A 25042-nucleotide genomic window follows, 5' to 3' on the forward strand; every position below is an offset into this window, starting at 1 on the left:
CTACAACTCGTGTTGTTGCTGGTCACGTCCTTGGGAGGCATGCTCCAGCCCGCTTAACGCCCGACGGCGGCCCCCACCTTTCGGTGAAGGCCGCCGTCGCGGTTATTGCTGGCGTTGCTATTGCCGCGGGAGTTACCCGGCAACAGTTAGGCGTCGCCGCCTGCTCCGCCTGTTGTGCCGGCGTTCACATCCAGGAGTCGGTACTTTTCGATCGCCTTTTCCAGCGCACCTGCTTCAACTTCTCCCTTGGAGGCGAGGAGTTGGAGGGTTTTGGCGACGATGGAGTGGGTGTCGTTTTTGAAGTAGCGGCGTGCGGCTTGGCGGGTGTCGGAGAAGCCGAAGCCGTCTGCTCCGAGGGAGGCGAAGTCGTTGGGGATGAATTGGCGGATTTGGTCGGGGACGGCTTTCATGTAGTCGGACACGGCGATGACCGGTGCTGTGGTGCCGTTGAGTTGTTCGGTGATGAACGGGGTGCGGGCGGGTTGGCCGGGGTTGAGGAAGGCGTGTTCTTCGGCGGCGAGTCCGTCGCGTCTGAGTTCGTTCCAGGAGGTCACGGACCATACTTCGGCGGCGACGTTCCAGTCCTCGTTGAGGATTCTTTGGGCTTCGAGGGCCCAGGGCACGGACACGCCGGAGGCGAGGATGTTCGCGGTGGGCCGGTTCTCGTTCCCTGCGGGGGCGGGGGCGAGGTGGTAGATGCCTTTGAGGAGTCCGTCGATGTCGAGGTTTTCGGGTTCGGCGGGTTGGGTGATGGGTTCGTTGTAGACGGTGAGGTAGTACATGACGTTCCGGTCATCACCGGTGCCGTCGTTGTCGGGTCCGTACATTTGTTCGAGGCCGTGGCGGATGATGTGGCCGATTTCGTAGCCGTAGGCGGGGTCGTAGGTGCGGACGGCGGGGTTGGTGGAGGCCAGGATGGGGGAGTGCCCGTCGGCGTGTTGGAGTCCTTCGCCGGTGAGGGTGGTTCGTCCTGCGGTGGCGCCGATGATGAATCCGCGGGTCATTTGGTCCGCGGCGGCCCAGAAGGAATCCCCGGTGCGTTGGAAGCCGAACATGGAGTAGAACACGTAGATCGGGACCAGGGGTTCGCCGTGGGTGGCGTACGCGGTTCCGGCGGCGGTGAACGCTGCGACGGCGCCGGCTTCGTTGATGCCGGGGTGGATCAGTTGTCCGGCGGGTGATTCTTTGTAGGCCAGGACGAGGTCGCGGTCCACGGAGAGGTAGTTCTGGCCCTTGGGGTTGTAGATTTTCGCGGTCGGGAAGAACGCGTCCATCCCGAAGGTCCGGGATTCGTCCGGGACCACGGGCACGAAGCGGGCACCGAAGTTTTTGTCCCGCATGAGGTCTTTGAGGAGCCTCACGAAGGCCATGGTGGTCGCGGCTTGTTGTTTCCCGGACCCGCGCTTGGCCACTTCGTAGGATTTGGCCTCGGGCAGGGTCACGTCGGTGTGTTTGCGGCGGCGTTCGGGCACGAACCCGCCGAGTTCGGCGCGGCGTTCCATGAGGTAGCGGATTTCGGGGGCGTCCATGCCGGGGTGGTAGTACGGGGGCCGGTAGAGGTCCGCGTCGAGCTGGTCATCGGTGATGGGGATGCGCAGGTGGTCACGGAAGGCTTTGAGGTCTTCCATGGTCAGTTTCTTCATCTGGTGGGTCGCGTTGCGGCCCTCGAAGTGCGGACCCAGGCCGTAGCCCTTGACCGTTTTGGCCAGGATCACGGTGGGTTTGCCCTTGAACTCGGTTGCTGCCTTGTACGCGGCGTAGACCTTGCGGTAGTCGTGGCCGCCGCGTTTGAGGCCCCAGATCTGCTCGTCGTCCAGGTCCGCGACCATGTCCTTGGTCTGCGGGGACTTGCCGAAGAAGTGTTCGCGGACGAACCCGCCGGACTCGGCCTTGTAGGTTTGGTAGTCACCATCGGGGGTTTCGTTCATGATCTTCACCAACGCCCCGTCCTGGTCCGCTTCCAGAAGGGAGTCCCATTCGCGGCCCCAGACGACCTTGATCACGTTCCAGCCCGCGCCGCGGAAGAACGCTTCGAGTTCCTGCATGATCTTGCCGTTGCCGCGGACCGGTCCGTCCAGGCGCTGGAGGTTGCAGTTGATCACGAAGTTCAGGTTGTCCAGGTTCTCGTTCGCGGCGAGCTGGAGCAGGCCACGGGATTCGGGCTCGTCCATTTCCCCGTCGCCCAGGAACGCCCAGACCTGCTGGTCGGAGGTGTCCTTGATGCCGCGGTTGTGCAGGTACCGGTTGGACTGGGCCTGGTAGATCGCGTTCATCGGGCCGATCCCCATCGACACGGTCGGGAACTCCCAGAAATCAGGCATCAACCTCGGGTGCGGGTAGGAGGACAGGGCATGACCGGCCTTGGACTTCTCCTGACGGAACCCGTCCAGGTCCTCTTCGGTCAGACGGCCTTCCATGAACGCCCTCGCGTACATGCCCGGCGAGGCGTGGCCCTGGAAGAACACCTGGTCCCCGCCCGAGGGGTGGTCCTTGCCGCGGAAGAAGTGGTTGAAACCCACCTCGTACAACGTCGCCGCACCGGCATACGTGGAGATGTGCCCGCCGACACCAATATCCGAGCGCTGCGCACGGTGCACCATGACCGCGGCGTTCCAGCGCATGTACGCCCGGTACCGGCGCTCGAACTCCTCGTTCCCCGGGAACTCCGCTTCCTGGTCCACCGGGATCGTGTTCACATAATCAGTGGTCGTCACCATCGGCACACCCACCGACCGGGCACCAGCACGCTGCAACAACGAACGCATAATGTACTGGGCACGCTCGGTACCCTGCTCCGCGATCAACGCATCAAGGGACTCAATCCACTCCGCGGTCTCTTCCGGATCACGATCAGGCAGCTGGGCAGTCAACCCGCTGAGGATGTCTGAGGTCTCTTCTCCTGCAGCCACGTCCAACCTTCCTTTAGGCGCATGCATCGGCGCCTCAGGTCCGGCAGGGTAACTGCCCGTCGTGAATGCGTCGTGTGCGACATCTCTGTTTCAACAGCCCGGTCGGATGCGCCGGGCAGGTCTTGTGAGCGCTTGGCTGCCCGTGGAATTTCTCGGGGCGATCGCCCTGCAGCCAGTAGCGCTCATGGCCACTCTAGCTTTCGCGGCGTCACGATGCGTAGCCGCGGGGCCCGAGGGGCGTTGTATGTCACATCCCCGTGGCCCCCGTGACGCAAAGCACGCAATTCCGATCGCTTCGAAACACCGTGTGGAATGGGGAATATGGCCGGTGGCTGGGACAATGGCTTGAAGCACACGCCCAAAGGGTGTTGGCTGTTAGTAATGGAAGTCACTGCAAAAGGAGGAAACGTGAGCGAGGCCGACGCCGCCACATCGGTAAATGTGGCGGAAAGAATGGGTTTCAAAGATGGGGATCTGATTCAGGAACGCGGCTACGACGACGACGTCGATTTCGACTTGCGTGACGACATCGAAGATGTCACAGGCTCCGAGTTGTTGGATGAAGATGATCATGACGTCGTAGATGCTGTTGTTTTCTGGTGGCGGGATGGCGACGGTGACCTTGTTGATGCCCTGATGGATTCGCTTACCAGCCTGAAGGAAGGTGGAGTTGTTTGGGTGCTGACGCCAAAGTCAGGCCGCGACAACTACGTTTCTCCTGCAGACATCCAGGACGCCGCCCCCACCTCCGGACTGCACCTCACTACATCGGCAGGGGTTTCGAAGGACTGGAGCGCCACGCGTTTGGTGCCCAAGAAGAACAAGTGACGGAAGTCCAGCAGGCGCCTGCCCCCGGGACCATTCCTCAAACAGGGCAGCTTGCACCGGATTTTGAGCTGTTGAATCAGTATGGCGAGCCTGTCCGGTTGGCGGACTTCCGTGGTCGCAACGTTGTTGTCGTGTTCTTTCCCTTTGCCTTCTCCGGCATCTGCACAGGGGAACTCTGTGAGATTCGCGACAACATCGCAGCCTTCAAGGATTCGAATGCCACGGTATTGGCGGTTTCCGTCGACAGTAAGTTCGTGCAAAGGGCCTACGCCCAGCATGAACACTTTGGCTTCGATCTCCTGGCGGACTTCTGGCCGCATGGAGCGGTGGCTCGGAACTACGGTGTCTTCGATGAAGCGAGTGGAATGGCCTTGAGGGGGACGTTCATCATCGACGCTGCAGGCATCATCCGCTATGTCGTTGTCAATCCGCGCGGCCAGGCAAGGGACTTTGCTGAATATCGCCGGGCGTTGTCGTCGTTGGTGGATCAGCAGTCATGAGCCATTCCGGGCCCGGAGTTGGTATGACTGGATTTGCCAGCATGTCCCCCGCTCCGGTGTCGCAACTGCACCCCAAGGAACTGGAAGCACTTGGGGTTGCCTTGGATATCCTTGGCGGCAAGCGCTTGGCGGTACTCACCGGTGCCGGGTTGAGTACCGATTCCGGGATTCCTGATTACCGTGGGCCGGGTTCTGCGCCTCGCAACCCCATGACCTTTCAGGAGTTCGTGGGCAGTGAGGCAAATCGGCGGCGCTACTGGGCGCGGAACCATATCGGTTGGTCCCACCTCAGGCATGCCGATCCTAATGCCGGCCATGTGGCCGTCGCGCTCTTGGAGCGTCGCGGCCTGATGACCGGTCTCATCACCCAAAATGTTGACAGGCTCCATGAGGACGCCGGAAGCGTCAATGTGGTGGACCTGCACGGCCGCTTCGACCAAGTGATTTGCCTCGGCAATGGGCACACCTTCAGCAGGCGTTTGATCGCAGCGATCCTTGAAGAAATCAATCCTGGTTTCCTGGCTGCGGCGTTGGAGTCCGGGGTGGTAGAGATGGCCCCGGATGCTGATGCAACAGTTGAGGATCCCGAGCTCATCACGTCGTTCGTCATGGCTGTCTGTCCCATCTGCGGTGGGACGTTGAAGCCGGACTTTGTCTACTTCGGTGAGAATGTCCCCAAAGATCGGGTGGCCCGTGCCTACGAGATGGTGGATAAGGCGGAAGCCCTCTTGGTGGCAGGATCGTCGCTGGCGGTTCAGAGCGGGCTGCGGTTCGTTCGCCACGCTGCAAAAACGGGAAAACCAGTGGTCATCATCAACCGCGGAACTACCCGAGGCGATGACTTTGCTGCGCTGAAGTTGGAACTGGGAGTGAGCGGTGCATTGGGCTACCTGGCACGCGCTTTACCGGATCTTCCACGGTATCCTGCGCCGATTGGTGTTTCCGGCGGTTGATCATGTAGAGTCATTGTTCGTTGGTTGAAGCGCGGAGGAAGTTACGAAGCACGGAAACCGCGGTTTGGGTCTTTAGCTCAGCTGGTAGAGCGCCACGTTTACACCGTGGATGTCATCGGTTCGATCCCGGTAGGACCCACCAGGAAAACCCCGTCATTCCAAGTCAGAAGGCTTGGAAGGGCGGGGTTTTTGTTTGCCGGTTTCCCTCCTCCGGCAGAGTCTTGAATGTCGGACCCACACCCTACGCTTTTTTCATGGAGCACGTATATATCCGCACGGCTGGGCAAGGCCCCCCGACGGTCGTCATGAGGGGCGGCCGCGAGTGGCGCATTGTGGTGGAACCTGTTCGCTGGTTTGAGCGGGTCGCCTGGTGGGAGGGGTCCCGGCGGATGCCGCGAGGGCAGGGACGGGTTGATGTTGAAGTCTGGCAGGTCCAGGTTCGCTTGGGGAACAACCCTCAATCCGGTATCGCTACCTGGGAATTGGTGCGGGATGGATCCGGTGGGGGCTGGCGCCTCAGGGGCGAGGCAGTCGCTGCGGCGTAGTCTGCGGCCCGGGAAATGGATGAGCTCTCCACCACGACTATTGGGGGATGCCGCGGTGGAGAGCTCGAACATGAATATACAGCCAACTTTTGGGTTTGGAAAGCTGAACAGCCCAAGTACACGCGCATGCCACTATGATGGGTACTGTTCAGCAGAATGGACAGTCGAATTGCGATGTCGAAGGAGAATCATGGCCGATTCCCACACCACCCGCTCCGAAGGGCTGGGCGCTTCGTCGCCGGCACCTGCCGTCACCCGCGCTGCCGCAGTGCTCGAGGTCCTCGCCGAGTCCCCGTCCGGCCGTTTGACGCTGAGCGATCTGTCGCGTGAACTCGGCATCCCTAAGTCTTCTACGTCCAACCTGTTGCTGGCGCTGGAAGAAGCGCGACTCATCACCAGGCAGGGGGCGGATTTTTCCTTGGGGAGAAAACTCGTGGAACTCGGGGCCGCATACCTAAGCCGGCTCGACGAGGTCCAGGAGTTCTATAAGTATTGTGAGCAGGCGCCCACACTCTCCGGCGAGACCGTGAGGATCGCGATGCTCGACGGTGACCACGTCATCTACCTGGCGCGATATGAGGGCCACCCAGCGGTCAGGCTGACGTCCAACATTGGTGACAAGATGCCGGTCTCGCTCTGTAGCGTCGGTAAGGCGCTGATTGCCCAGCTGCACGATCACGATATCGACGCGATGTTCCCTGATGGTATGGAGCTGCCGACCATGACCGCCAACTCCCTCAGGACTGCAGAGGAACTCAAAGCCCAGATTGCCACCATCCGCAAGCGGGGATATGCCTTCGAGGATGAAGAGTCCACGGTGGGTGTGGTTTGTTTGGCCGTGCCGGTCCCTACTCATGGAGCCCATGGCCCAAGCCTGGGTCTGTCTGTCACCGCCCTAAAGGCTACCTACTCGGAAGAACAGGGCGCCCTCGTGGTCAAGGAACTCAAGGAGTTGGCGCGTTCCTTGGGCAATCCCATGGGTTAGGCTCTCTCACTCGCTCTAAATAAATCTGATTACAACCTTGGCAGCGCGTTCAACAAGCTGTACGCTGTTCATCATAGTGATCTTGGCGGTGATGCCATCACTATCTCGCTGGGCCAACGGGGGCCCGGGGTGATTTTGAGGGAGTGCTTGTGATAACTCGTGCAAATGAAAAGCTCGCGGCTGAGGCTGACGACGCTGTTGTTGAGCCGGAACAGCTCCGGCGAGCCACGCTGGCCAGCTCTGTAGGTTCCGCGCTGGAGTACTACGACTTCTACATTTATGGCTTGGCTTCGGCGCTGATCTTCGGCCCACTGTTCTTTTCACCGCTCGGCCCGGACGGTGCTCTGATTGCCTCCTTCGCCACCTACGGAGTTGGCTTTGCTGCCCGGCCGTTCGGCGGGTTGATCTTCGGCTACATCGGCGACCGCTTCGGGCGGAAGATGGTGCTGATCCTGACCATCGCGCTCATGGGAACAGCGAGCTTTGCCATTGGGCTTCTCCCCACGTTCGAACAGGCCGGAATGCTCGGCGCTGTTCTGCTGGTCACGCTACGCATCATCCAAGGCCTGGGTGCAGGGGCTGAGCAGGCCGGCGCGACAACGTTGATTTCGGAAGTAGCTCCGCGCCGCCGTCGTGGGTTCTTCGCTTCATTGCCGTTTGTCGGCATCCAGTTGGGCACACTCCTCGGCGCCGGAACCTTCGCGCTGATCGCGATGGCGGACAAATCCGTCCTTCAGGGCTGGCTGTGGCGCGTACCGTTCCTTGCCAGCTTCATCCTGATTGCCGTGGCCATCTTCATCCGCCTCAAGCTCAAGGAAACGCCCGCGTTCCAAGAGTTGGAGAAGCACAAGAACGTGGTCAAGAACCCCATCGGCGCGCTCTGGAAGCACTCAAAGAAGAACGTGCTGCTTGGCATCGGTCTCCGCATGGGAGAGAACGGCAACTCTTCGATCTACTCCGCGCTGTTGGTGTCCTTCATGAGCATGCCGGCAGGCGTCTTCGCGGGCAACAACTCCATAGGTCCTGTGGGTTTGCTGATCGCGGCCGGGTTCGCTGCCGTCATGGTGGTCACATTCGGCGCCTTATCAGACAGGTTCGGTCGTGTCCCTGTCTATCGCTATGGCGCACTGTTCCAGGCAATCATCGCCATCCCTGCCTTCTACCTGGTCACCTTGGGCAACGTCACGTTGGTGTGGGTAGTCATGGCGGTTGGTATCGCAATCGGTGTCCAGTCCATGCTCGGCCCGCAATGCCCGCTGTTGCCCGAGCTGTTCGGGTCGCAATACCGCTTCACCGGTGTTGCAATGAGCCGTGAAATCTCAGCCGTCTTGGCCGGAGGCCTCGCTCCGCTGCTCGGGGCGCTCATGTTGGCCGCAACCAACCACTCATGGCTGGTCCTGGCCATCTACTCCCTGGTCCTGGCGCTCATCTCCTTTGTGACTACGTTCTTCACCCCGGAGACGGCAGGCAGGGACCTCGTCAGTACCGAAGACGCAAAGTAGCTTCCGCAGAAGCACCTGCACAAGGAATACACAACCACTAAGCAGCGCGGCACGCTTCTTCAACAGGGTGCCGCGCTGCTTTGCGACTCAACACAAAATGAGTCGCTCAGAGTGGGGTGGAAATTCACGGGTGGCAGTGCAGAATTGGTGCAGCGAAAGAGGAGTGTGTCGATGACGGCAACCAAGGGCCTCGCATCACCGGAAAGTCCCGGGCAGGTCCAGGCCGGGGGAGGAAACACCAAGTTTCGGCCCGAGATCCAGGGCCTGCGTTCCCTGGCCGTGCTCATGGTTGTCTCGTACCACGTCTGGTTCGGCCGGGTTTCCGGCGGCGTGGACGTCTTCCTGCTGATCTCGGCGTTCCTGATGACGCTGCAATTCGTCAGCCGCTATGAGGATGCGCGGCCTGTATCACTGGTGCGGCACTGGCTGCACCTGTTCTGGCGCCTGTTGCCCGCCGTCGTCGTGGTTCTGCTTGCCACCTTGGCGGCCACCTATGTGATCATTCCGCGCACCCGCTGGATTGAAATAGTCAGCCAGGGATGGGCTTCGCTGTTCTACGGCCAAAATTGGCTGCTCCAGCGGCAGGTGGTCAACTACTACGCGGCAGACCACAGCCTGGCAAGCCCCTTTCAACACTTCTGGTCGCTGTCCATCCAGGGGCAGGTTTTCATTCTATGGCCGGCCATCTTTGTTGCCACGGCCTGGCTGTGCCGTCGTTTTGGCCTGCGGTATCGGGCCGTGCTGCTGGGAATCTTCGGGCTGATCTTTGCAGTATCACTGGCCTACTCGGTCTATTTCACGGCCGCCAATCAGGAGTTGGCCTACTTCGATACATTTGCACGGCTGTGGGAGTTTGCTTTGGGCACCCTCGTGGCGCTGTTGCTTCCGTATCTTCGGCCCGGCCGCGGACTGCGAAGCGTGCTTGGTTGGGTAGGAGTGGCTGCCATGATGAGCTGTGGCGCCCTTCTTCAGGTACAGACCGCGTTTCCTGGCTTCGTGGCTTTATGGCCGACCTTGGCGGCGGTGGCCGTCATCATCGCAGGGCAATCAGGAAGCCGCCTGGGCGTGGACCGCATTCTTTCGTCCAAGCTGTTGGTGGGCTTGGGTTCTACCTCGTATGCCCTTTACTTGTGGCACTGGCCGCTGTTGGTGATCACTCTGGTGTGGATTGGCCAAGACCATGCCGATGCGATTACCGGTGCCTTGATCGTGGGTGCCTCCCTGCTTTTGGCATTCGTCACCACCCGGTTTGTGGAGCGGCCTCTGCGCGCATGGCGATGGCTGGAAGCCAAACGTCGACGTCTGGCTTTGGCGGTGCTGATTTGCTTGGCGGTCGCCGCCACACCGATGGTGCAGTTTGGTTACCAGCAGCAAGTGGAGAAGAACATTATCGCCACGCAGGACGCCGACGATAACCCGGGGGCACGGGCGTTGTTGCCCGGCTATGTTGATCTTGTTAGCGAGGGCGCGCGGACACTGCCCACCCCTGAGCAGCTTCCCGAAGATTGGGGAAGGCTTGATGGCCCATGTACCGGTGATCTCCGCCCAACAGATCCGGTGCTCTTTGCAGAGTGCCAGCAGAACGACGTCGGTGCTGACGCCGGGAAGACCGTCTTTGTGTTGGGTCAGTCCCATTCACTGCAGTGGCTCGGAGCCATCGGCCCGCTGGCCAAGGAACACCACTGGCGCGTCCAGGCCATCACGTTCGGCGCCTGTCCGTTCATGACCGAAACGGACGAGGTGGGGGACGAATGCAATGCCTTCAACCGAAACGTCCGGGAACACATCAGCATCCATCAGCCGGATGCTGTCTTCCTTGTTGGGACAGCCAGCGTGCCGGATTCGCCGGATGAGGAGCTTACGTGGGGACTCGATGAACTGGTGGGCGAGATCACTGACCAGGGTATTGAGGTCATCGCCATGAGGGACAACCCGCGCTTCTCATTCAGCCCCAGTGAGTGCGCCATGGCGTCCGGCATGGAGGACCCACGCTGCCGTCCAGCCCAGTCGTCGGTGCTCGCTGAAAGCAATCCCTTGGATCAGTTGGAGGGTACTTTCACGGGGTTGTCCATCCTGGACATGACGGACCTGATCTGCGACGGCACGTCTTGTCCGGGCATCGTGGGCAACGTGTATGTCTACCTCGACGACAACCACCTCTCGAGTACCTATGTCAGGACCATGACCGAGACCTTGTCTGAGAGGTGGTTTGCCGCCACAGGATGGTAGTTTCCGGCTTAGTAAAAGTGGACCGGGTCAACCAGGTGGGGGAGTTCGCCGCCGTCCAGGAATGTGCGCAGGTTGCTGCAGAAACGTTCCGTGATGAGCCGGTTTTCGGCTGTACTTAATGCCGAGGTGTGCGGTGACACCAGGACCTTGGGATGATTCCACAAAGGGCTGTCCCGCGGAAGCGGCTCCACCGCGAAAACGTCGAGGCAAGCGTAAGATACCTGGCCGTTGTTCAGGGCATCGAGCAAAGCGTCCTCGTCCACCACGGTTCCGCGGCCCACGTTGACGAAGACGGTTCCTGGCTTCATGGCCGAGAAGATGTCCTTATTGAATAGCTTTTCTGTATACGGCGTGCCGGGCAGTGTGTTCACAACGGCGTCGGCGTCCGCCAGCAGGCCGGGGAGGCCCTCATTGGTGGTGACCTCGTCGATCCCCTCCATCGGTTCCACAGTGCGCTTCGTCCCACTGACCTTCATCCCCAAGGCCCGGGCGATTCGAGCCGTCTCCATGCCAATCTCGCCGAGGCCTGCGATGACCACCTTTGAGCCGCTAGCCAGCTTGGTGGGCGTCCTCAGCTCAGGCCAGTTTTTGGTGGCCTGGTCTTGTGCCATCTCAGCGCTGCGCTTGAAACCGCTGAGGATGCCGAAGGCGGAGAACTCTGCCAGGGGCAGCGCATGGACACCCGCGGATGTCGTCACGCGGAACTTCTGCAGGGTTTCCGTGTCGAGCCCGGAAGCCTTGACCGCGCCACCCGCTCCCGCTGCCATGGCATGGATCCACTGCAGGTGGGGGTTGCTGTCGGCGATGCGTGCCAATCCGGCTGGGCTCTCGTTGGGGAAGCCGTACAGGATCCGGGCGCGGTTCAGCATGTCCCAGTAGCGTTCCTCCTGCTCCGGCGTGCGCTTGAACGCGCGGTCGCCGGCATGGTCGGCGGGGAAACGTTCCGGCGGAAGAAGCTCGGGATCGTAGAGCACTGTTACGGAAGGATCTACGGCGCGGATCAGCTCTACATGCTCTGCTTCGAGCGGTACAGCGATGGCGATGGTAAGTTCATCAGTCGTCATAGTGTTCATCATACTGAATGGAGGCTAGGATATTGAACAGAGTTCTCTTGGATGACCACAAAGAAGTGAGGTGTTACCTACAATGGCCACCAAACGTGCGGGCTTCGTCGGGTTGGGGCTCATGGGAGCACCCATGGCCTCAAACCTAGCCGCCGCCGGCTGGAACGTCACCGCCTGGAACCGTTCCGATGCCGCCTTTGAAGGCCTCACCGGCGTCCAGCGCGCGGCCAGTGTCGCCGAACTGCGCAACGAGGACGCCATCATCTTCATGCTCCCCGACCTGCCATTCATTGAGGAGGCCGCCGCTGACTTGCTTGGCTCCTGGCGGAGCGATCCTCCGCAGCCGGGTACCGCCGTCGTCGTCATGAGCAGCGTCTCGCCAACCGCTGTCCAGCGATTTGGCGAAACTGTCCATCAGGCATCCAGCGGCAACGCCGTGGTGGTGGATGCGCCCGTCAGCGGCGGCACCGCCGGTGCACAAAGCGGAACCCTTGCAATCATGGTGGGCTCGGCCGAAGTCCAATTCGAGACGCTCAAGCCGCTCCTGGAAACCATGGGGACTACCGTACGGCGAATGGGCCCGCTTGGGGCGGGATCACTCGCCAAGGCCTGCAACCAACTCATCGTGGGAACCACGACGGCGGCCCTCGCCGAAGCGGCCGAACTCGCCGAACGCTACGGCATGGATGTGCGGGCACTCTTTGAGGTGCTGTCCGGAGGGCTGGCCGGAAGCCGGGTGCTGGAAAACGTTGGCCCGCGTCTTGCCGCCAAGGAATATGCCCCCACAGGGCCCGCCAAATTCATGCACAAGGACCTCGGATTCGTGATCAACAGCGCCGAAGCCGTTGGCTCCGCCGTTCCCATGGCCTCGGCGGCCATCGATCTATACGGCGAACTCAAACGCCAAGGACTCGGGGATCAGGACCTCTCCGTCGTCCGCCAAACCATCGCAAACCTGAGCCAGACACCCGCCGCGACGTCGAATAACCACTGACCCGGCGCAACCGAAGAAGGAATGAAGAACAAACCATGAGTGGACTTTTCGATCTGACCGGGCGGGTTGCCTTGGTCACTGGTTCAAGCCGGGGGATTGGCAACGCCCTGGCCAGAGGCCTCGCCGATGCCGGAGCGACGGTAGTGCTTAATGGCATCAGCACTGAACGGCTGGAAACAGCCCACCAGGCAATGGCCGCAGAATACCCCGAGGGAAGGGTCCACAGCCGCGCCTTCGACGTCACGGACGCTGATTCCGCGGCCGAGGGGGTGGCCTGGATCGAAAAGAACGTCGGGCCGCTGGACATTCTGGTGAACAATGCGGGAATCCAGCACCGTGTCCCCATGCTGGACCTCGATGTCAAGGACTGGGACCGCGTGATCACCACGGACCTCACCAGCGCCTTCCTTGTAGGCCGGGAAGCGGCCAGGCACATGATTCCCAGGGGACAAGGGAAGATCATCAACATCTGCTCGGTCCAAACGGACCTCGCCCGCCCCACCATTGCGCCCTATGTGGCGGCCAAGGGCGGACTCCGTAACCTGACCCGCGCCATGACCGCAGAATGGGCCGCCTCAGGCTTGCAGATCAACGGCATCGCGCCAGGCTATATCCACACGGAAATGACCCAAAACCTGGTGGACGATGTTGACTTCAACTCCTGGATCCTCGGCCGCACCCCGGCCAACCGGTGGGGGACAGTTGCCGATCTTGCCGGGCCGACTGTATGGCTCGCATCCCAGGCGTCTAATTTTGTGAACGGCCAGACGATCTTCGTCGACGGCGGGATGACGGTGGTGGTCTGATGGGCATCAATCTTCCGGCCTCCGGCCCCGCCGTAGTCGCCCACGGCAAGGGCGATCTCAGAATTGAAGACATCCCGCTGACTGCACCTGCTCCCGATGAGGCGGTGGTGGAGATCGCCTACGGTGGGATCTGCGGATCAGACCTCCACTACTGGTTGCACGGTGCAGCGGGGGAGTCCATCCTCAAAGAGCCTATGGTCCTGGGACACGAAATCGTTGGCGTAATTGTCCAGCAGGCGGCCGACGGTACCGGCCCCGCGGTAGGAACGCCCGTGGCTGTCCACCCAGCCACGCCGGCAGCCGGCGATGCCAAATACCCCGAGGACCGGCCAAACCTCTCCCCGGGCTGCACCTACTTGGGTAGTGCTGCTCGGTACCCGCACACGGACGGCGCTTTCAGCCGCTACGCGAACCTGCCCTCAAGGATGCTCCGCCCACTGCCGCAAAACCTGGACCTCCGCACTGCTGCACTCGTTGAACCGGCCAGCGTGGCCTGGCATGCCGTCGCACGCGCCGGGGACGTCCAAGGGAAGACGGCCTTGGTGATCGGCAGTGGCCCGATCGGTGCGCTAGCGGTTGCCGTCCTGAAGCGGGCCGGCGCGGCCCGGATTGTCGCCGTCGACATGCATGACAAGCCCCTGGAAATCGCCCGGGCTGTTGGCGCCGATGACATCCTCAAAGGTGATGATGCGGATGCCATCGCGGCGGTGGACGCTGACGTCGTCATTGAATCATCAGGCAGCCATTTCGGCCTCGCCTCGGCCATCATGGGCGCTACCCGCGGCGGCAAAGTGGTGATGGTGGGACTCCTTCCGTCCGGACCCCAGCCGGTTTTCATCTCCCTCGCCATCACCCGCGAACTTGAACTGATGGGTTCGTTCCGCTTCAACGACGAAATCGACGAGGTCATTGCTGCCCTGGCCGATGGCTCGCTGTTTGTCGACCCCGTAGTGACGCACGAATTCGACCTTACCCGGGGCCTGGAGGCTTTTGAGGTGGCGAAGAACCCGGCTGAATCCGGAAAGGTCTTGCTGAACTTCCGGCAGTAGTTATTTCTTGGCGACCGGGACGAAGACGCGGGGTTGGTCATTCCAGCTGGGTGTCAGCTCCGCGATGGTCTGCCGCATGATCTTGGCGGCGGCGTCGCGCGCGAGCGAACCGTCTCCGGCGTCGATCGCGTGGGCCACATCCATGTGCCACTGGAGTGCTTGCTTTTGGGGGTGTTCAGGCATGAGCCCGTGGACGGTCCGGCCAGTGAGGGTTTCCGTAACCTGGCCGATAAGGTTGGCGAACATTTCGTTGCCGGAGCCCGAGAGGACCAGGGCATGGAACCGGATATCAAGGTCAAGGAACGTGGCCATGTCGCCGGCATCGCCGGCTTCCTTCATGGCCAGCGAGATGCCCACCAACTCCTGCCGAAGACTTTCGGGCGCGTTCCCGGCGGCCAGCTCTGCTGCTACAGGCTCGACGGCGGATCGCAGCTCCGCAAGCGAACGCAACTGGGCGCCACGCCCGTCGCCGGCAAGCCGCCAACGAATCACTAGAGGATCGAAAGGATTCCAGCGGTGGGCTGGCAGGACCCGGATGCCCACCCGCTTGATGGTCTCTACAAGCCCCAGCGACTGCAACACACGGACGGCTTCACGGACCACGGAGCGTGACACTTTGAGTTCGTCTTCCAAGTGTTCGGCAAGCATGACGTGGCCAGTAGGAAGAGTGCCACCGACGATCCTGGTGCCCAAGTGCTCTACGGCGCGGTGGTGAAGGCTGGTTGACATAGAGGTAAGCATAGTGGCGCGGGGACGTCCCGCGCGCAGGTGAATCGGGGGCGGCATCATAGACTGTTTGTGACGCGGCACCGTTCCAAAACGTGGGCGCCGCTTTCCTGCCCCAGACATAAATACGTATGGTTTATTACAGCCCCTGGTTTTGAATTCGCTTCCTGCGTGCCCGCAGGACTGTTTGTACACGAACGAATTGGAGTTTTGATGTCAGCACACATCGGTGTCACCGGCCTTGCGGTGATGGGCGCCAACCTGGCCCGCAACCTCGCCCGCAACGGCTTCACTGTGGCTCTCCACAACCGCTCTGTGGAAAAGACTGACGCCCTGCTTGAAAAGCACGGCACGGACGGCGACTTCATCCGCACGGAAACCCTGCAGGAACTCGTCGACTCCCTTGAAAAGCCCCGCCGCGTCCTCATCATGGTCAAGGCAGGCGCTCCCGTTGACAACGTGATCGAGCAGCTCGAACCGCTTCTCGAAGCCGGCGACATCATTATCGACGCCGGTAACTCGCACTACGAGGACACCCGCCGCCGCGAAGCCGCGCTGGCAAAGAAGGACCTCCACTTCGTAGGCGTCGGTGTATCCGGTGGCGAAGAGGGCGCCCTGAACGGCCCCTCCATCATGCCCGGCGGCTCCCGTGAGTCCTACGACGCTCTCGGCCCGCTGCTGGAGAAAATCTCCGCCAAGGTCGACGGCGAACCGTGCTGCGCTTGGATCGGCACCGACGGTGCAGGCCACTTCGTCAAGATGGTCCACAACGGCATTGAATACGCTGACATGCAGGTCATCGGCGAAGCATTCGACCTCCTCCGCTCAGGCGCCGGCATTGAGCCCGCTGAGCAGTCCAAGATCTTCGCTGAATGGAACAAGGGCGATTTGTCCTCCTTCCTGATCGAAATCTCCGCCGAGGTCCTGGGCCACGTTGACGCCAAGACGGGCAAGCCGTTCGTGGACGTCGTCGTGGACGCTGCAGGCCAGAAGGGCACGGGCCGTTGGACGGTCATCTCCGCCCTGGAACTCGGCTCCCCAATCTCCGGCATCGCCGAATCCGTCTTTGCCCGTGGTCTCTCCTCCCAGGCTGAGCAGCGCAAGCTTGGCCAGGAGCTGCTCGCCGGCGAAGAGGCCTCGGTGGAAATTCCCGAGACCTTTGTCGAGGACGTCCGCCAGGCACTCTATGCCTCCAAGCTGGTCTCCTACGCCCAGGGCTTGGACATGCTGACCTCCGCTGCCAAGGAGTACGGCTGGGACCTCAAGCTGGACGAGATCGCTTCGCTGTGGCGTGCAGGTTGCATCATCCGCGCAGAACTGCTCAAGGACATCACCAAGGCCTACGCCGCCGAAGAGAAGCCTGCCAACCTGCTGTTCGCGCCGGCCTTCACCAAGGCCATCGCTGAGGCACTGCCGGCTTGGCGCCGGGTTGTGGCAACCGCAGTCCAGCTTGGAATCCCTGTACCGGTGTTCTCCTCATCGCTGGCGTACTACGACGGCCTCCGCCGCAAGCGCGTTGCCGCCGCCCTGATCCAGGGCCAGCGTGACCTCTTCGGAGCACACACCTACGGTCGAGTGGACACCGAGGGCACGTTCCACACCCTGTGGGGCGAAGACAAGTCCGAAATCTCGGCAGTCGACACCCACTAGCAGGCGCTTCCCGCCAGAGGCCGGTTCCTCCCAGTTAGGCTGGGGCGAACCGGCCTTTGCCGTAGCTGAACTAAAGGAGCACAGCCATGGCATCCCGTATCGCGTTTGTCACCGGGGCCTCCACGGGAATCGGGTTCGACACCGCCATTGCCCTCAGGGCGGCCGGTTTCACTGTCTACGCAGGCGCACGCCGTGTGCACAAGATGGAACCGTTGAAGCAGCACGGCATCACTGTCTTGTCCCTGGACGTCACCTCGGAGGAATCGATGGCGTCTGCGGTGGCGCTGATTGAAGCGGCACATGGGCGGATCGATCTGCTGGTCAACAATGCCGGCTACGGTTCCTACGGCTCACTTGAGGAAGTTCCGTTGGCTGAAGGCAGGCGTCAGTTCGAAGTCAACGTCATTGGCCTGGCGAGGATGACCCAACTCGTGATTCCCGGGATGCGCACCGCGCGTTCGGGCCGGATCATCAACGTCACCTCCATAGGCGGCAAAATATACGAGCCTTTGGGCGCTTGGTACCACGGCACAAAGTTCGCGGTGGAAGGAATGAGTGATTCCCTGCGTCTGGAGTTGGGGCCGCACGGCATCGACGTCATCATTATTGAACCGTCGGGAACTGCTAGTGAGTGGGGCACCATTGCGGGTGAGGGCCTGTTGGCTGCCTCGGGTGATGGGCCGTACAAAGAGCAAGCGCATGTTGTGGCTGCCGCACTGGCATCGACATCCGGAACCGGCCATGTGTTGTCCACGCCGGCGCGGGTTGTAGCAGGAACGATAGTTCGAGCCGCAACGGCAAAACGCCCCAGGACCCGATACCCGGTGGGACGGGGTGCCTGGAGCGTCCTGGCAATGCGAAGAATTCTTCCGGACCGCGTCTTCGACGCCGTCTTCTGGAACCTTTACCGAAGACTTGCCGGTTAGATCCGGTATTCGATGTAGTACTCCGCCGGATCCACAGCTGGTTTGGTTTCCGACCGCGCATCGCGGTGCCGCCATGTGGCGGGAATGCCTGTGATGATGGATTCCGGTGGCGCGTCCTTGACGACTACGGCATTGGCACCGATGGCGCTGCCTGCGCCGATGGTGATCGGACCCAGGACCTTCGCGCCAGCGCCGATCGTGACGCGATCACCGATGGTTGGATGACGCTTGACCTTGGCCAGTGAACGGCCGCCGAGCGTAACACCGTGATAGATCATCACGTCCTCGCCGATCTCGGCGGTCTCACCGATCACCACGCCCATGCCATGATCGATGAAGAATCGCCGGCCAATGGTTGCGCCGGGATGGATTTCGATGCCGGTAAGAAACCTGGCCAGCTGGGAAATCAGGCGGGCAGGAAAACGGAGTGCCGGATTCTGCCAGAGTCGGTGCGTCACCCGGTGCGCCCATATGGCGTGCAGGCCGGAGTATGCGAAAAAGTTCTCAAAAGAGCCTCGAGCCGCCGGGTCATGTGACCGGGCGGCATCGAGGTCTTCCTTAAGCCTTGCGAAGAAGCTCACAAAGACCTTTCTACAGGAAATGAAGGCGTGCAGGCGAAGTGTTAGCCGCGGATGTCGTCGAACAGCACGGTGGAGATGTACCGCTCTCCAAAGTCACAGACGACGGCGACGATCAGCTTGCCCGCGTTCTCGGGACGCTTGGCCAGTTCCAAGGCGCCCCACACGATGGCGCCCGAGGAAATGCCGCCCAGGATGCCTTCACGCGCACCGAGTTCACGGGCTACGCGGACTGAATCTTCCAGCGTGGCGTCCAGGACTTCGTCGTAAACGTTGGTGTCCAGGATTTCCGGAACAAAGTTGGCGCCGATCCCCTGGATCTTGTGAGGACCGGGCGCTCCACCGTTGAGGATCGCGGAGTCCTTGGGCTCGACAGCCACGATCTGGACGCCCGGCTTGCGCTCCTTGAGAACCTGGCCCACACCTGTGATGGTGCCGCCGGTACCCACTCCTGCAACAAAGATATCTACTTCACCGTCGGTGTCTTCCCAGACTTCCTCGGCCGTGGTGGTGCGGTGGATCGCCGGGTTGGCCTCGTTGGCGAACTGCTGCGCCCAGATGGAGTTCTCCGTGTTGGCGACGATTTCCTGTGCCTTCTCGACGGCGCCGCGCATGCCTTCGGAGCCGGGCGTCAGGACGATTTCGGCACCGTAAGCGCGCAGCATGACCCGACGTTCGGTGGACATGGTCTCAGGCATGGTCAGGATGACCTTATAGCCGCGTGCTGCACCCACCAGGGCCAGCGCGATGCCGGTGTTGCCGGAGGTGCCTTCGACGATGGTTCCGCCAGGCTTCAAGGCGCCGGACTTCTCGGCGGCATCGATGATGGCCACACCAATGCGGTCCTTGACGCTGTTGGCCGGGTTGTAGAACTCGAGCTTGACTGCAACCGTGGCGTCGAGGCCTTCGGTGAGCCGGTTCAAACGGACCAGCGGGGTGCGGCCGACCAGCTGCGTGACGTCGTCGTAGATCCTTGCCATGAAAATTACGCCTATCTCTGAAGAGGGAATGCTGAGGTCAGCCTAACCAGCAGGATCGAAACCCCGCTAAGCAGTAAGCCATGCAGAGTAATATTTCCGGGCCTTTGCCAGCTTCGGGTTGATGATCACCTGGCAATACCCCTGGTACGGGAACTTTGCATAGTAGTTCTGGTGGACTTCCTCGGCCTCATGAAACTCGGGAAGGCGGCTGACCTCGGTCACAATCGGATCCGACCAGAGGGTCTGGGCGCGCTCGATTGCTTCCTCGAACAACACCTTTTCTTCCGTGGTTGTGTAGAACATCGATGAACGGTACTGGGTTCCGACGTCATAGCCCTGGCGGTTCAACGTGGTGGGGTCGTGGAGGGCGAAGAACATGTCCAGGATGACTTCCTCCGGAACAACAGTTTCATCGAATGTCACCGAGACAACTTCAGCATGACCGGTAGTTCCGGAGCACACCTGGTAGTAGTCAGGATTGCGGACGTGGCCGCCGGTGTAACCGGATACAACCGAGCTAACGCCGCGGGTTTTCTGGTAAACGGCATCAAGGCACCAGAAGCAGCCGCCGCCAAGTACGAAAGTTTTCATGTTCTCTTCAATGGATCGGATGGCCTGATGATTCCCGCTTCACCTTACGGGAGAATTACGGCACCAGGGAGGTGCTGCGGGTGCGGTAACTACCTGATCGGGCGCAGTAGGGAAGAATAAGAGCATGGAAGCAGTGAACACCGACATTTCTGATGCGGATTCCGTCGAAGAAGACGAAGCAGTTGACGCCAGCGGTGATCCTACGCTCGGTCAGGTGTTGCTGGCTGTCGAGGAACTCTGGCCGGAGTCCCTGGCTGAAGACTGGGATGAGGTGGGCCTTGTTGTCGGCCGACCCAATGTCCCCGTCACCAAAGTTCTTTTTGCCGTGGATCCCACGCTGGCCGTGATCGATGAGGCCGTGGAGTGGGGAGCAGAACTGCTCATCACCCACCATCCCCTGCTTCTCAAAGGGGTGAACTCTGTGGCAGCCACGTCTGCGAAGGGCCTTGCTGTCCACCGGTTGATAGAGGCCGGGACGGGCCTGCTGACCGTGCACACCAACGGTGATTCAGCCGTTGGTGGAGTTTCCGACGTCCTGGCTGACGCCTTCGGATTGGAAAACGTTACGCCGTTGACGGCTGCAAGCAACGGCTTGCCGGAGGAAGGCATTGGCAGGGTAGGAGACCTTCCTGACCTTGAGACGCTTGGTGATTTCGCAGCCCGCGTCTTTGAAATGCTGCCTGCGGTTGCCGGCGGCGTCCGGGTGGCAGGGGATAAAGACGGCCTGGTCCGGCGCGTTGCCGTCTGCGGTGGTGCGGGGGACAGTTTGTTCGACGCCGTTCGGGCGAGCCATGCGGATGTGTACGTCACGGCAGACATGCGTCATCATCCAGCGTCGGAGGCTCGCGAAGGTGCCACCAATGGCCGGCCCTACCTGATCGATGTTTCGCACTTTGCCAGTGAGTGGCTGTGGCTGCCTGCGGCGGCCGAAGCGCTGGGGAACGTGCTCGCGGACCAAGGCTACGACGTCGAGATCCGTGTTAGCGGCACCAACAGCGATCCCTGGGACTTCATACTCACTCCCGGCGGGGACTAGAGTCTAGAAAGATACGGGCAGCCCTGACAGATAGTGGCGTTCCGACCGGACCTGATCCCCAGGGCCGGTGGCGATTAGCGGAGGTAAGCGTGGCGAAAGCAGCACCGGCAGAACAATTGAAATTGCTTGAACTGCAGGGACTGGATGCCAAGCTCAGGTCGCTTGCCGGCCGCCGGAAGGTTTTGGAAACAGATCCACGCATCACCGACCTCACGGATGCGCTGAGCGTTGCCAACGGCGAGCTTGGCGCGGCAAAGGTGGCCGTGCATGATGCCGAGGCCGAACTTCGCCGGGCGGAAGCCGACGTGGAGCAAGTAGCCACCCGCATTGAACGCGACGAGACACGGCTCAACAGCGGCACAGGCCTGTCCAAGGACCTGGTGGCGTTGCAGAGCGACATTGCCTCACTCAACAAGCGCCGTTCGGACCTTGAAGACGTGGAGCTCGAAATCCTGGAGCGCCTGGATACGTTGCGGGAGCGTCAGGCTGCCCAGCAGACGATCGTGGACGACATCCAAGGCGCGTTCGGCAGCATCCGAGCTGAACTGGACGAGGCTATTGCTGAGATTGCTGCCGAAGAAACGGTGGTCCGCGGGCAACGTGCCGCCTTCGCGGAATCCCTGGACGCGGGAGTGCTTGCCATCTACGAGAAGACCATTACCAAGCGGGGAGTCGGTGCAGCCCGGCTGTTCCACGGTAAATCCGAAGGCTCCGGCATGATGCTCAGCCCCGGCGACCTTGCCGAAGTCAAAGCAGCCGCAGAGGACGACATTGTGTTTTGCCCGGACTCAGGTGTCATCCTGGTCCGTTCGGCGGAGTGGAATTGACGCAGCCCAAACCTCAGCTGGGCAGGAACAGTCAGTTGGACAGGATGATGTTGAGCGCGTGCGGCTTTCGGGCCGTTCCCTCAACGAGTTCTGTTCTCCAGATTTCCCGCGCGGCCTTCAGGAGCTGATCCGGGGTTGCCGGCGCCTTGCCACGCCGGGTGAGCAAGTGTCGCGCCAGTTCCCCGCGGGTGTGTTTGGCGAAGTGGCTGACAACCGTGCGCTTGCCGTTCGCCTCGTTGAAGACGTTGACATTAACTGTTTGCGTCGCCGGGGGAGCCCAGGCCGCGGCGTAGGTGCTGGAGCGGCAATCGACCAGGAGCTCACCTTCAGCACGTGAGGCGAGGGCGGCGTTAAGCTGCGGCTTCCAGTAGGAGGCGAGGCGTCCGACGTCGGGCAGTGCAGTTCCCATGTACAACCGGTAGGCGGGCACATGGTCGCCAAAGCCGATGGCGCCCCACAGTGCGGAAACCACCAGGATGGATTCGTTCGCCTTCCGGCGCTGCGTCGGGGTCATGCTGTTGTAGCCAAGGGCGTCATACAGAACCCCTGAATAGACTTGATGCGCGGGAGCGGCCGGTTCTGCATGCAGCCGCGTATTACGTTCGACGTCGCCCCGCAGCGAGGCGCCGACCCCCAATAGCGCGAGTGCATCCTCATGCGCGCTCACTGTGCCCAACGCTTCGAGTACCTTTGCCCGGTGAGGGTTCAGCTCAGGGAAGCTGAGCGATTCCCACGTGATGGAGGGACCGTTGGCAGCGGGGGTCTTGCCTTCGGAAGGCGGCAGCAGAATCAGCACCCGTCGATATTACCGGGGTCTTTGGCTGGTCCCAACGCCGGTAGACTGGACGACGGATGGGTCGACCAGGCGGTCGCGCGTCACGAAAGTGGCTCGAGGAACGTCCGGGCTCCGCAGAGCAGGGTGGTGGGTAACGCCCACTCGGGGTAACCCGCAGGCCAGTGCCACAGAGAACAGACCGCCTGCGCGTCGTGATGTTTGCATCGCGGCGCAGCAGGTAAGGGTGAAACGGTGGTGTAAGGGACCACCAGCTCCCTGGGTGACCGGGGAGGCTAGGTAAACCCCACCCGGAGCAAGGCCAGACAGGACACGCTTGAGGGCTGCTCGCCCGAGTGTCCGGGTAGGCTGCTGGAGGGCGTCGGCAACGGCGTTCGTAGATGGATGGCCGCCACTCCCTTTCCGGTAACGGCAGGGGATGACAGAACCCGGCGTATCGGTCGACCCATCCATTTATTACTCCCGGATTTCCGCCGTGTGAGTGATTTCACGCCGCGGGGCGGCCTTCACCCCTTCCTTCCGCCCTAGAATGGTTACTGAACGTAGATGTTCTGCCGCCGGGACTGCGTTCGCAGCCGGCGGATTTTCTTTGCTCTCGTTCAAGGCGCTGTGGGTGGACCGAAGCCCGCCGGCGCATGAGCCGCAGGACTACTCCGGGCGGCCGCTGCCATCTACATACGAGGACGTATGTGGTTGACCCAAGGAAGGTAGTTCTGTGAGCCAGACGTCAGATTCTTGTCTTGATAAGTGGATGGGCCGGGAGGCTCTCGCCGAGGCCATGATTCCGGTGATCGGCCGGTTGTACCGGGAAAACAACGTGGTCACGAGCATCCATGGCCGGAGCCTGATCAACAAGTCCACCATGAACATCCTGAAGGCCCACCGCTTTGCGCGCCGGATGAGCAACCACGAGCTGCTGCTCGAAGAGACTGCACCGCTGCTGAACGCCCTGTCCGAGCTGGAACTCGGCGCAGCAGCCATTGATATCGCACGTTTGACAGAGAAGTTCCGGGCCGAAGGCAACGGCGCCTCGCTGGATGAGTACCTGCGTGCCGAGCTCGCCGAAATCGTGGGAAAGCGTGGCGCAGACGACCGGACCAGCACCGACGTCGTGCTTTACGGCTTTGGCCGCATTGGCCGTCTCCTGGCCCGTATCCTCATTGAAAAGGCTGGTGGCGGACACGGCCTGCGGCTCCGTGCAATCGTGGTTCGCAAGGGCGCTGAGAATGACCTCGTGAAGCGTGCCAGCCTGCTGCGCCGCGACTCCGTGCACGGTTCCTTCGAGGGCACCATCCGTGTGGACGAGGAAGCCAACACCATCACCGCCAACGGCGTGCAGGTCCAGGTCATCTACTCGGACAACCCCGCGACAGTGGATTACACGGCCTACGGCATCAAGGACGCCCTGGTAGTGGACAACACCGGCCGCTGGCGCGACGCCGATGGCCTCTCCCAGCACCTGCAGAGCAAGGGCGTTGCCCGTGTCCTGCTGACGGCACCTGGCAAGGGCGACCTCAAGAACATCGTCCATGGCATCAACCACAAGGACATCTCCGATGATGACAAGATCGTCACGGCAGCATCCTGCACCACCAATGCCATCACGCCGGTGCTGAAAGCTATCAACGACAAGTTCGGAATCATCCACGGCCACGTGGAAACGGTCCACTCGTTCACCAACGACCAGAACCTGATCGACAACTTCCACAAGGGTGACCGCCGAGGCCGCTCCGCAGCTCTGAACATGGTCATTACGGAGACCGGCGCTGCCAAGGCCGTCGCCAAGGCGCTGCCCGAGTTGCAGGGCAAGCTCACGGGCAACGCCATCCGCGTACCCACCCCGGATGTCTCCATGGCCATCCTGAACCTCAACTTGGAGACTGGCACCACGCGTGACGAAGTCAACGACTTCCTGCGCGAAATGTCACTGCACTCCGATCTTCGCAAGCAGATCGACTACATCGATTCTCCTGATGTGGTTTCCACCGACTTCGTTGGCTCCCGCCGCGCAGGCATCGTGGATGGCCTAGCCACCATCTGCAACGACAAGAACCTCGTGCTGTACGTCTGGTACGACAACGAGTTCGGCTACTCCTGCCAGGTTGTCCGCGTGATGGAAGAAATGGCCGGCGTGAACCCGCCGTCGTTCCCCGCACGTGACGTCGTTGCTCCCATCGCAATTCTTGAAACGGCTGGCGCCTAGGCACTCGGAAGTATTCACAGGTTTCCCGGCTGAGTCACTGGTATCAGCCGGGAAACCTGACCAAAATGGGTTCATGGAAAACGAATCAACGTTGGAACATGAGACCGCGCTGGAACACGCTCTGGACGTCGCAAAGGCCAACCACAAGCGAGCCCAGAAACTGCTGGATCAAGCCATCGCAGGCAACGCTGCCGGTGACGTCACAGACCAGCGCGTCGACCAGCTGCGTGGCCTCCTCGCGCTGGCAACGGAGGACCTCCAGCGCGTAATGCGGGAGCAATGAACCACTGAGGCACTCAATGGCCGCAGCGTGACTTCTCCTCCACACTGTGGAAATCGGCTCTTACTGTCGGGGCCTTGTCCTACGC

General features: G+C 61.4%; 23 protein-coding genes, 1 tRNA gene and 1 other RNA gene. 18 read left to right on the forward strand and 7 right to left on the reverse strand.

Going from position 1 to position 25042, the window contains the following annotated elements; genetic code table 11:
• Positions 1-146: 146 nt before the first annotated feature.
• A complete protein-coding gene (gene aceE, locus AC0J5Z_RS11915) occupies positions 147-2936 on the reverse strand; it encodes a pyruvate dehydrogenase (acetyl-transferring), homodimeric type (RefSeq protein WP_475032326.1) in 2790 nt (929 codons plus the stop codon).
• Positions 2937-3317: 381 nt separating this feature from the next.
• On the opposite strand from aceE, the gene AC0J5Z_RS11920 reads away from it, so the two are divergent.
• The 8 genes from AC0J5Z_RS11920 to AC0J5Z_RS11955 all read left to right on the forward strand — a co-directional run bounded on the left by AC0J5Z_RS11920 (position 3318) and on the right by AC0J5Z_RS11955 (position 10451).
• Positions 3318-3737 (forward strand): DUF3052 domain-containing protein, encoded by a 420-nt coding sequence (locus tag AC0J5Z_RS11920; RefSeq protein ID WP_475032330.1) that lies wholly within the window; start codon positions 3318-3320, stop codon positions 3735-3737.
• The gene (locus AC0J5Z_RS11925) at positions 3734-4237 is read left to right on the forward strand and encodes a peroxiredoxin (protein ID WP_475032334.1); all 504 of its coding nucleotides are present in this window, start codon (positions 3734-3736) and stop codon (positions 4235-4237) included. The genes AC0J5Z_RS11920 and AC0J5Z_RS11925 overlap by 4 nt, the downstream gene beginning before the upstream one ends.
• Positions 4234-5190 carry an NAD-dependent protein deacetylase gene (locus tag AC0J5Z_RS11930; protein WP_475032337.1) on the forward strand — a complete coding sequence of 319 codons (957 nt, stop codon included), beginning with the start codon at positions 4234-4236 and terminating at the stop codon, positions 5188-5190. Before AC0J5Z_RS11925 ends, AC0J5Z_RS11930 begins: the two co-directional genes overlap by 4 nt.
• A 66-nt stretch (positions 5191-5256) precedes the next feature.
• Positions 5257-5332: transfer RNA gene (locus AC0J5Z_RS11935), tRNA-Val, on the forward strand.
• Between the two features lie 112 nt (positions 5333-5444).
• Positions 5445-5735 (forward strand): hypothetical protein, encoded by a 291-nt coding sequence (locus AC0J5Z_RS11940; RefSeq protein WP_475032340.1) that lies wholly within the window; start codon positions 5445-5447, stop codon positions 5733-5735.
• A 190-nt stretch (positions 5736-5925) separates the two neighbouring features.
• Positions 5926-6720 carry an IclR family transcriptional regulator gene (locus AC0J5Z_RS11945; protein ID WP_475032344.1) on the forward strand — a complete coding sequence of 265 codons (795 nt, stop codon included), beginning with the start codon at positions 5926-5928 and terminating at the stop codon, positions 6718-6720.
• Between the two features lie 143 nt (positions 6721-6863).
• Positions 6864-8222 carry an MFS transporter gene (locus AC0J5Z_RS11950; protein ID WP_475032346.1) on the forward strand — a complete coding sequence of 453 codons (1359 nt, stop codon included), beginning with the start codon at positions 6864-6866 and terminating at the stop codon, positions 8220-8222.
• Positions 8223-8393: 171 nt separating this feature from the next.
• Positions 8394-10451: an acyltransferase family protein gene (locus tag AC0J5Z_RS11955; protein ID WP_475032348.1), complete on the forward strand. Its 2058-nt coding sequence runs from the start codon at positions 8394-8396 to the stop codon at positions 10449-10451.
• An 8-nt stretch (positions 10452-10459) separates the two neighbouring features.
• Here AC0J5Z_RS11955 and AC0J5Z_RS11960 read toward each other — a convergent pair whose 3' ends face one another.
• Complete coding sequence (locus AC0J5Z_RS11960) at positions 10460-11527, reverse strand: D-2-hydroxyacid dehydrogenase (protein ID WP_475032350.1); 1068 nt, start codon at positions 11525-11527, stop codon at positions 10460-10462.
• Positions 11528-11597: 70 nt separating this feature from the next.
• Between AC0J5Z_RS11960 and AC0J5Z_RS11965 the strand changes: the two genes are divergently transcribed.
• The 3 genes from AC0J5Z_RS11965 to AC0J5Z_RS11975 are packed head-to-tail and all read left to right on the forward strand — an operon-like array spanning position 11598 to position 14364.
• A complete protein-coding gene (locus AC0J5Z_RS11965; RefSeq protein ID WP_475032352.1) occupies positions 11598-12509 on the forward strand; it encodes an NAD(P)-dependent oxidoreductase in 912 nt (303 codons plus the stop codon).
• Between the two features lie 35 nt (positions 12510-12544).
• Positions 12545-13315, forward strand: coding sequence for an SDR family oxidoreductase (locus tag AC0J5Z_RS11970; protein ID WP_475032354.1), 771 nt, complete (start codon positions 12545-12547; stop codon positions 13313-13315).
• Positions 13315-14364: an L-idonate 5-dehydrogenase gene (locus AC0J5Z_RS11975; RefSeq protein ID WP_475032357.1), complete on the forward strand. Its 1050-nt coding sequence runs from the start codon at positions 13315-13317 to the stop codon at positions 14362-14364. The genes AC0J5Z_RS11970 and AC0J5Z_RS11975 overlap by 1 nt, the downstream gene beginning before the upstream one ends.
• Here the strand turns inward: AC0J5Z_RS11975 and AC0J5Z_RS11980 are convergent, their stop codons facing one another.
• The gene (locus tag AC0J5Z_RS11980; protein ID WP_475032359.1) at positions 14365-15093 is read right to left on the reverse strand and encodes a FadR/GntR family transcriptional regulator; all 729 of its coding nucleotides are present in this window, start codon (positions 15091-15093) and stop codon (positions 14365-14367) included.
• A gap of 210 nt (positions 15094-15303) precedes the next feature.
• On the opposite strand from AC0J5Z_RS11980, the gene gndA reads away from it, so the two are divergent.
• Positions 15304-16740: an NADP-dependent phosphogluconate dehydrogenase gene (gene gndA, locus AC0J5Z_RS11985; RefSeq protein ID WP_364305921.1), complete on the forward strand. Its 1437-nt coding sequence runs from the start codon at positions 15304-15306 to the stop codon at positions 16738-16740.
• 86 nt (positions 16741-16826) lie between these two features.
• A complete protein-coding gene (locus tag AC0J5Z_RS11990; RefSeq protein ID WP_475032361.1) occupies positions 16827-17666 on the forward strand; it encodes an oxidoreductase in 840 nt (279 codons plus the stop codon).
• Here AC0J5Z_RS11990 and epsC read toward each other — a convergent pair.
• The 3 genes from epsC to msrA form a co-directional block, all read right to left on the reverse strand.
• On the reverse strand, positions 17663-18247 hold the full coding sequence (gene epsC / locus AC0J5Z_RS11995) for a serine O-acetyltransferase EpsC (RefSeq protein WP_011775089.1): 585 nt from the start codon (positions 18245-18247) through the stop codon (positions 17663-17665). The genes AC0J5Z_RS11990 and epsC overlap by 4 nt on opposite strands.
• Before the next feature lie 41 nt (positions 18248-18288).
• A complete protein-coding gene (gene cysK, locus AC0J5Z_RS12000) occupies positions 18289-19224 on the reverse strand; it encodes a cysteine synthase A (protein ID WP_011775088.1) in 936 nt (311 codons plus the stop codon).
• 66 nt (positions 19225-19290) lie between these two features.
• On the reverse strand, positions 19291-19815 hold the full coding sequence (msrA, locus tag AC0J5Z_RS12005; RefSeq protein ID WP_475032363.1) for a peptide-methionine (S)-S-oxide reductase MsrA: 525 nt from the start codon (positions 19813-19815) through the stop codon (positions 19291-19293).
• Between the two features lie 124 nt (positions 19816-19939).
• On the opposite strand from msrA, the gene AC0J5Z_RS12010 reads away from it, so the two are divergent.
• Positions 19940-20851 carry a Nif3-like dinuclear metal center hexameric protein gene (locus AC0J5Z_RS12010; RefSeq protein WP_475032365.1) on the forward strand — a complete coding sequence of 304 codons (912 nt, stop codon included), beginning with the start codon at positions 19940-19942 and terminating at the stop codon, positions 20849-20851.
• Positions 20852-20940: 89 nt separating this feature from the next.
• On the forward strand, positions 20941-21678 hold the full coding sequence (locus tag AC0J5Z_RS12015) for a zinc ribbon domain-containing protein (protein WP_475032367.1): 738 nt from the start codon (positions 20941-20943) through the stop codon (positions 21676-21678).
• 31 nt (positions 21679-21709) lie between these two features.
• Here AC0J5Z_RS12015 and AC0J5Z_RS12020 read toward each other — a convergent pair whose 3' ends face one another.
• Positions 21710-22474 carry a YaaA family protein gene (locus tag AC0J5Z_RS12020; protein ID WP_475032369.1) on the reverse strand — a complete coding sequence of 255 codons (765 nt, stop codon included), beginning with the start codon at positions 22472-22474 and terminating at the stop codon, positions 21710-21712.
• Positions 22475-22531: 57 nt separating this feature from the next.
• Here AC0J5Z_RS12020 and rnpB point away from each other — a divergent pair.
• From rnpB to AC0J5Z_RS12035, 3 genes are all read left to right on the forward strand, one after another.
• Positions 22532-22923: RNase P RNA component class A (gene rnpB, locus AC0J5Z_RS12025), an RNA gene on the forward strand.
• A 263-nt stretch (positions 22924-23186) separates the two neighbouring features.
• Complete coding sequence (locus AC0J5Z_RS12030) at positions 23187-24674, forward strand: glyceraldehyde-3-phosphate dehydrogenase (RefSeq protein WP_475032371.1); 1488 nt, start codon at positions 23187-23189, stop codon at positions 24672-24674.
• A gap of 73 nt (positions 24675-24747) precedes the next feature.
• The gene (locus tag AC0J5Z_RS12035; RefSeq protein ID WP_475032373.1) at positions 24748-24957 is read left to right on the forward strand and encodes a hypothetical protein; all 210 of its coding nucleotides are present in this window, start codon (positions 24748-24750) and stop codon (positions 24955-24957) included.
• Positions 24958-25042: the final 85 nt, after the last annotated feature.

It is taken from the genome of Paenarthrobacter sp. TRD_SC_7 (assembly GCF_056156245.1).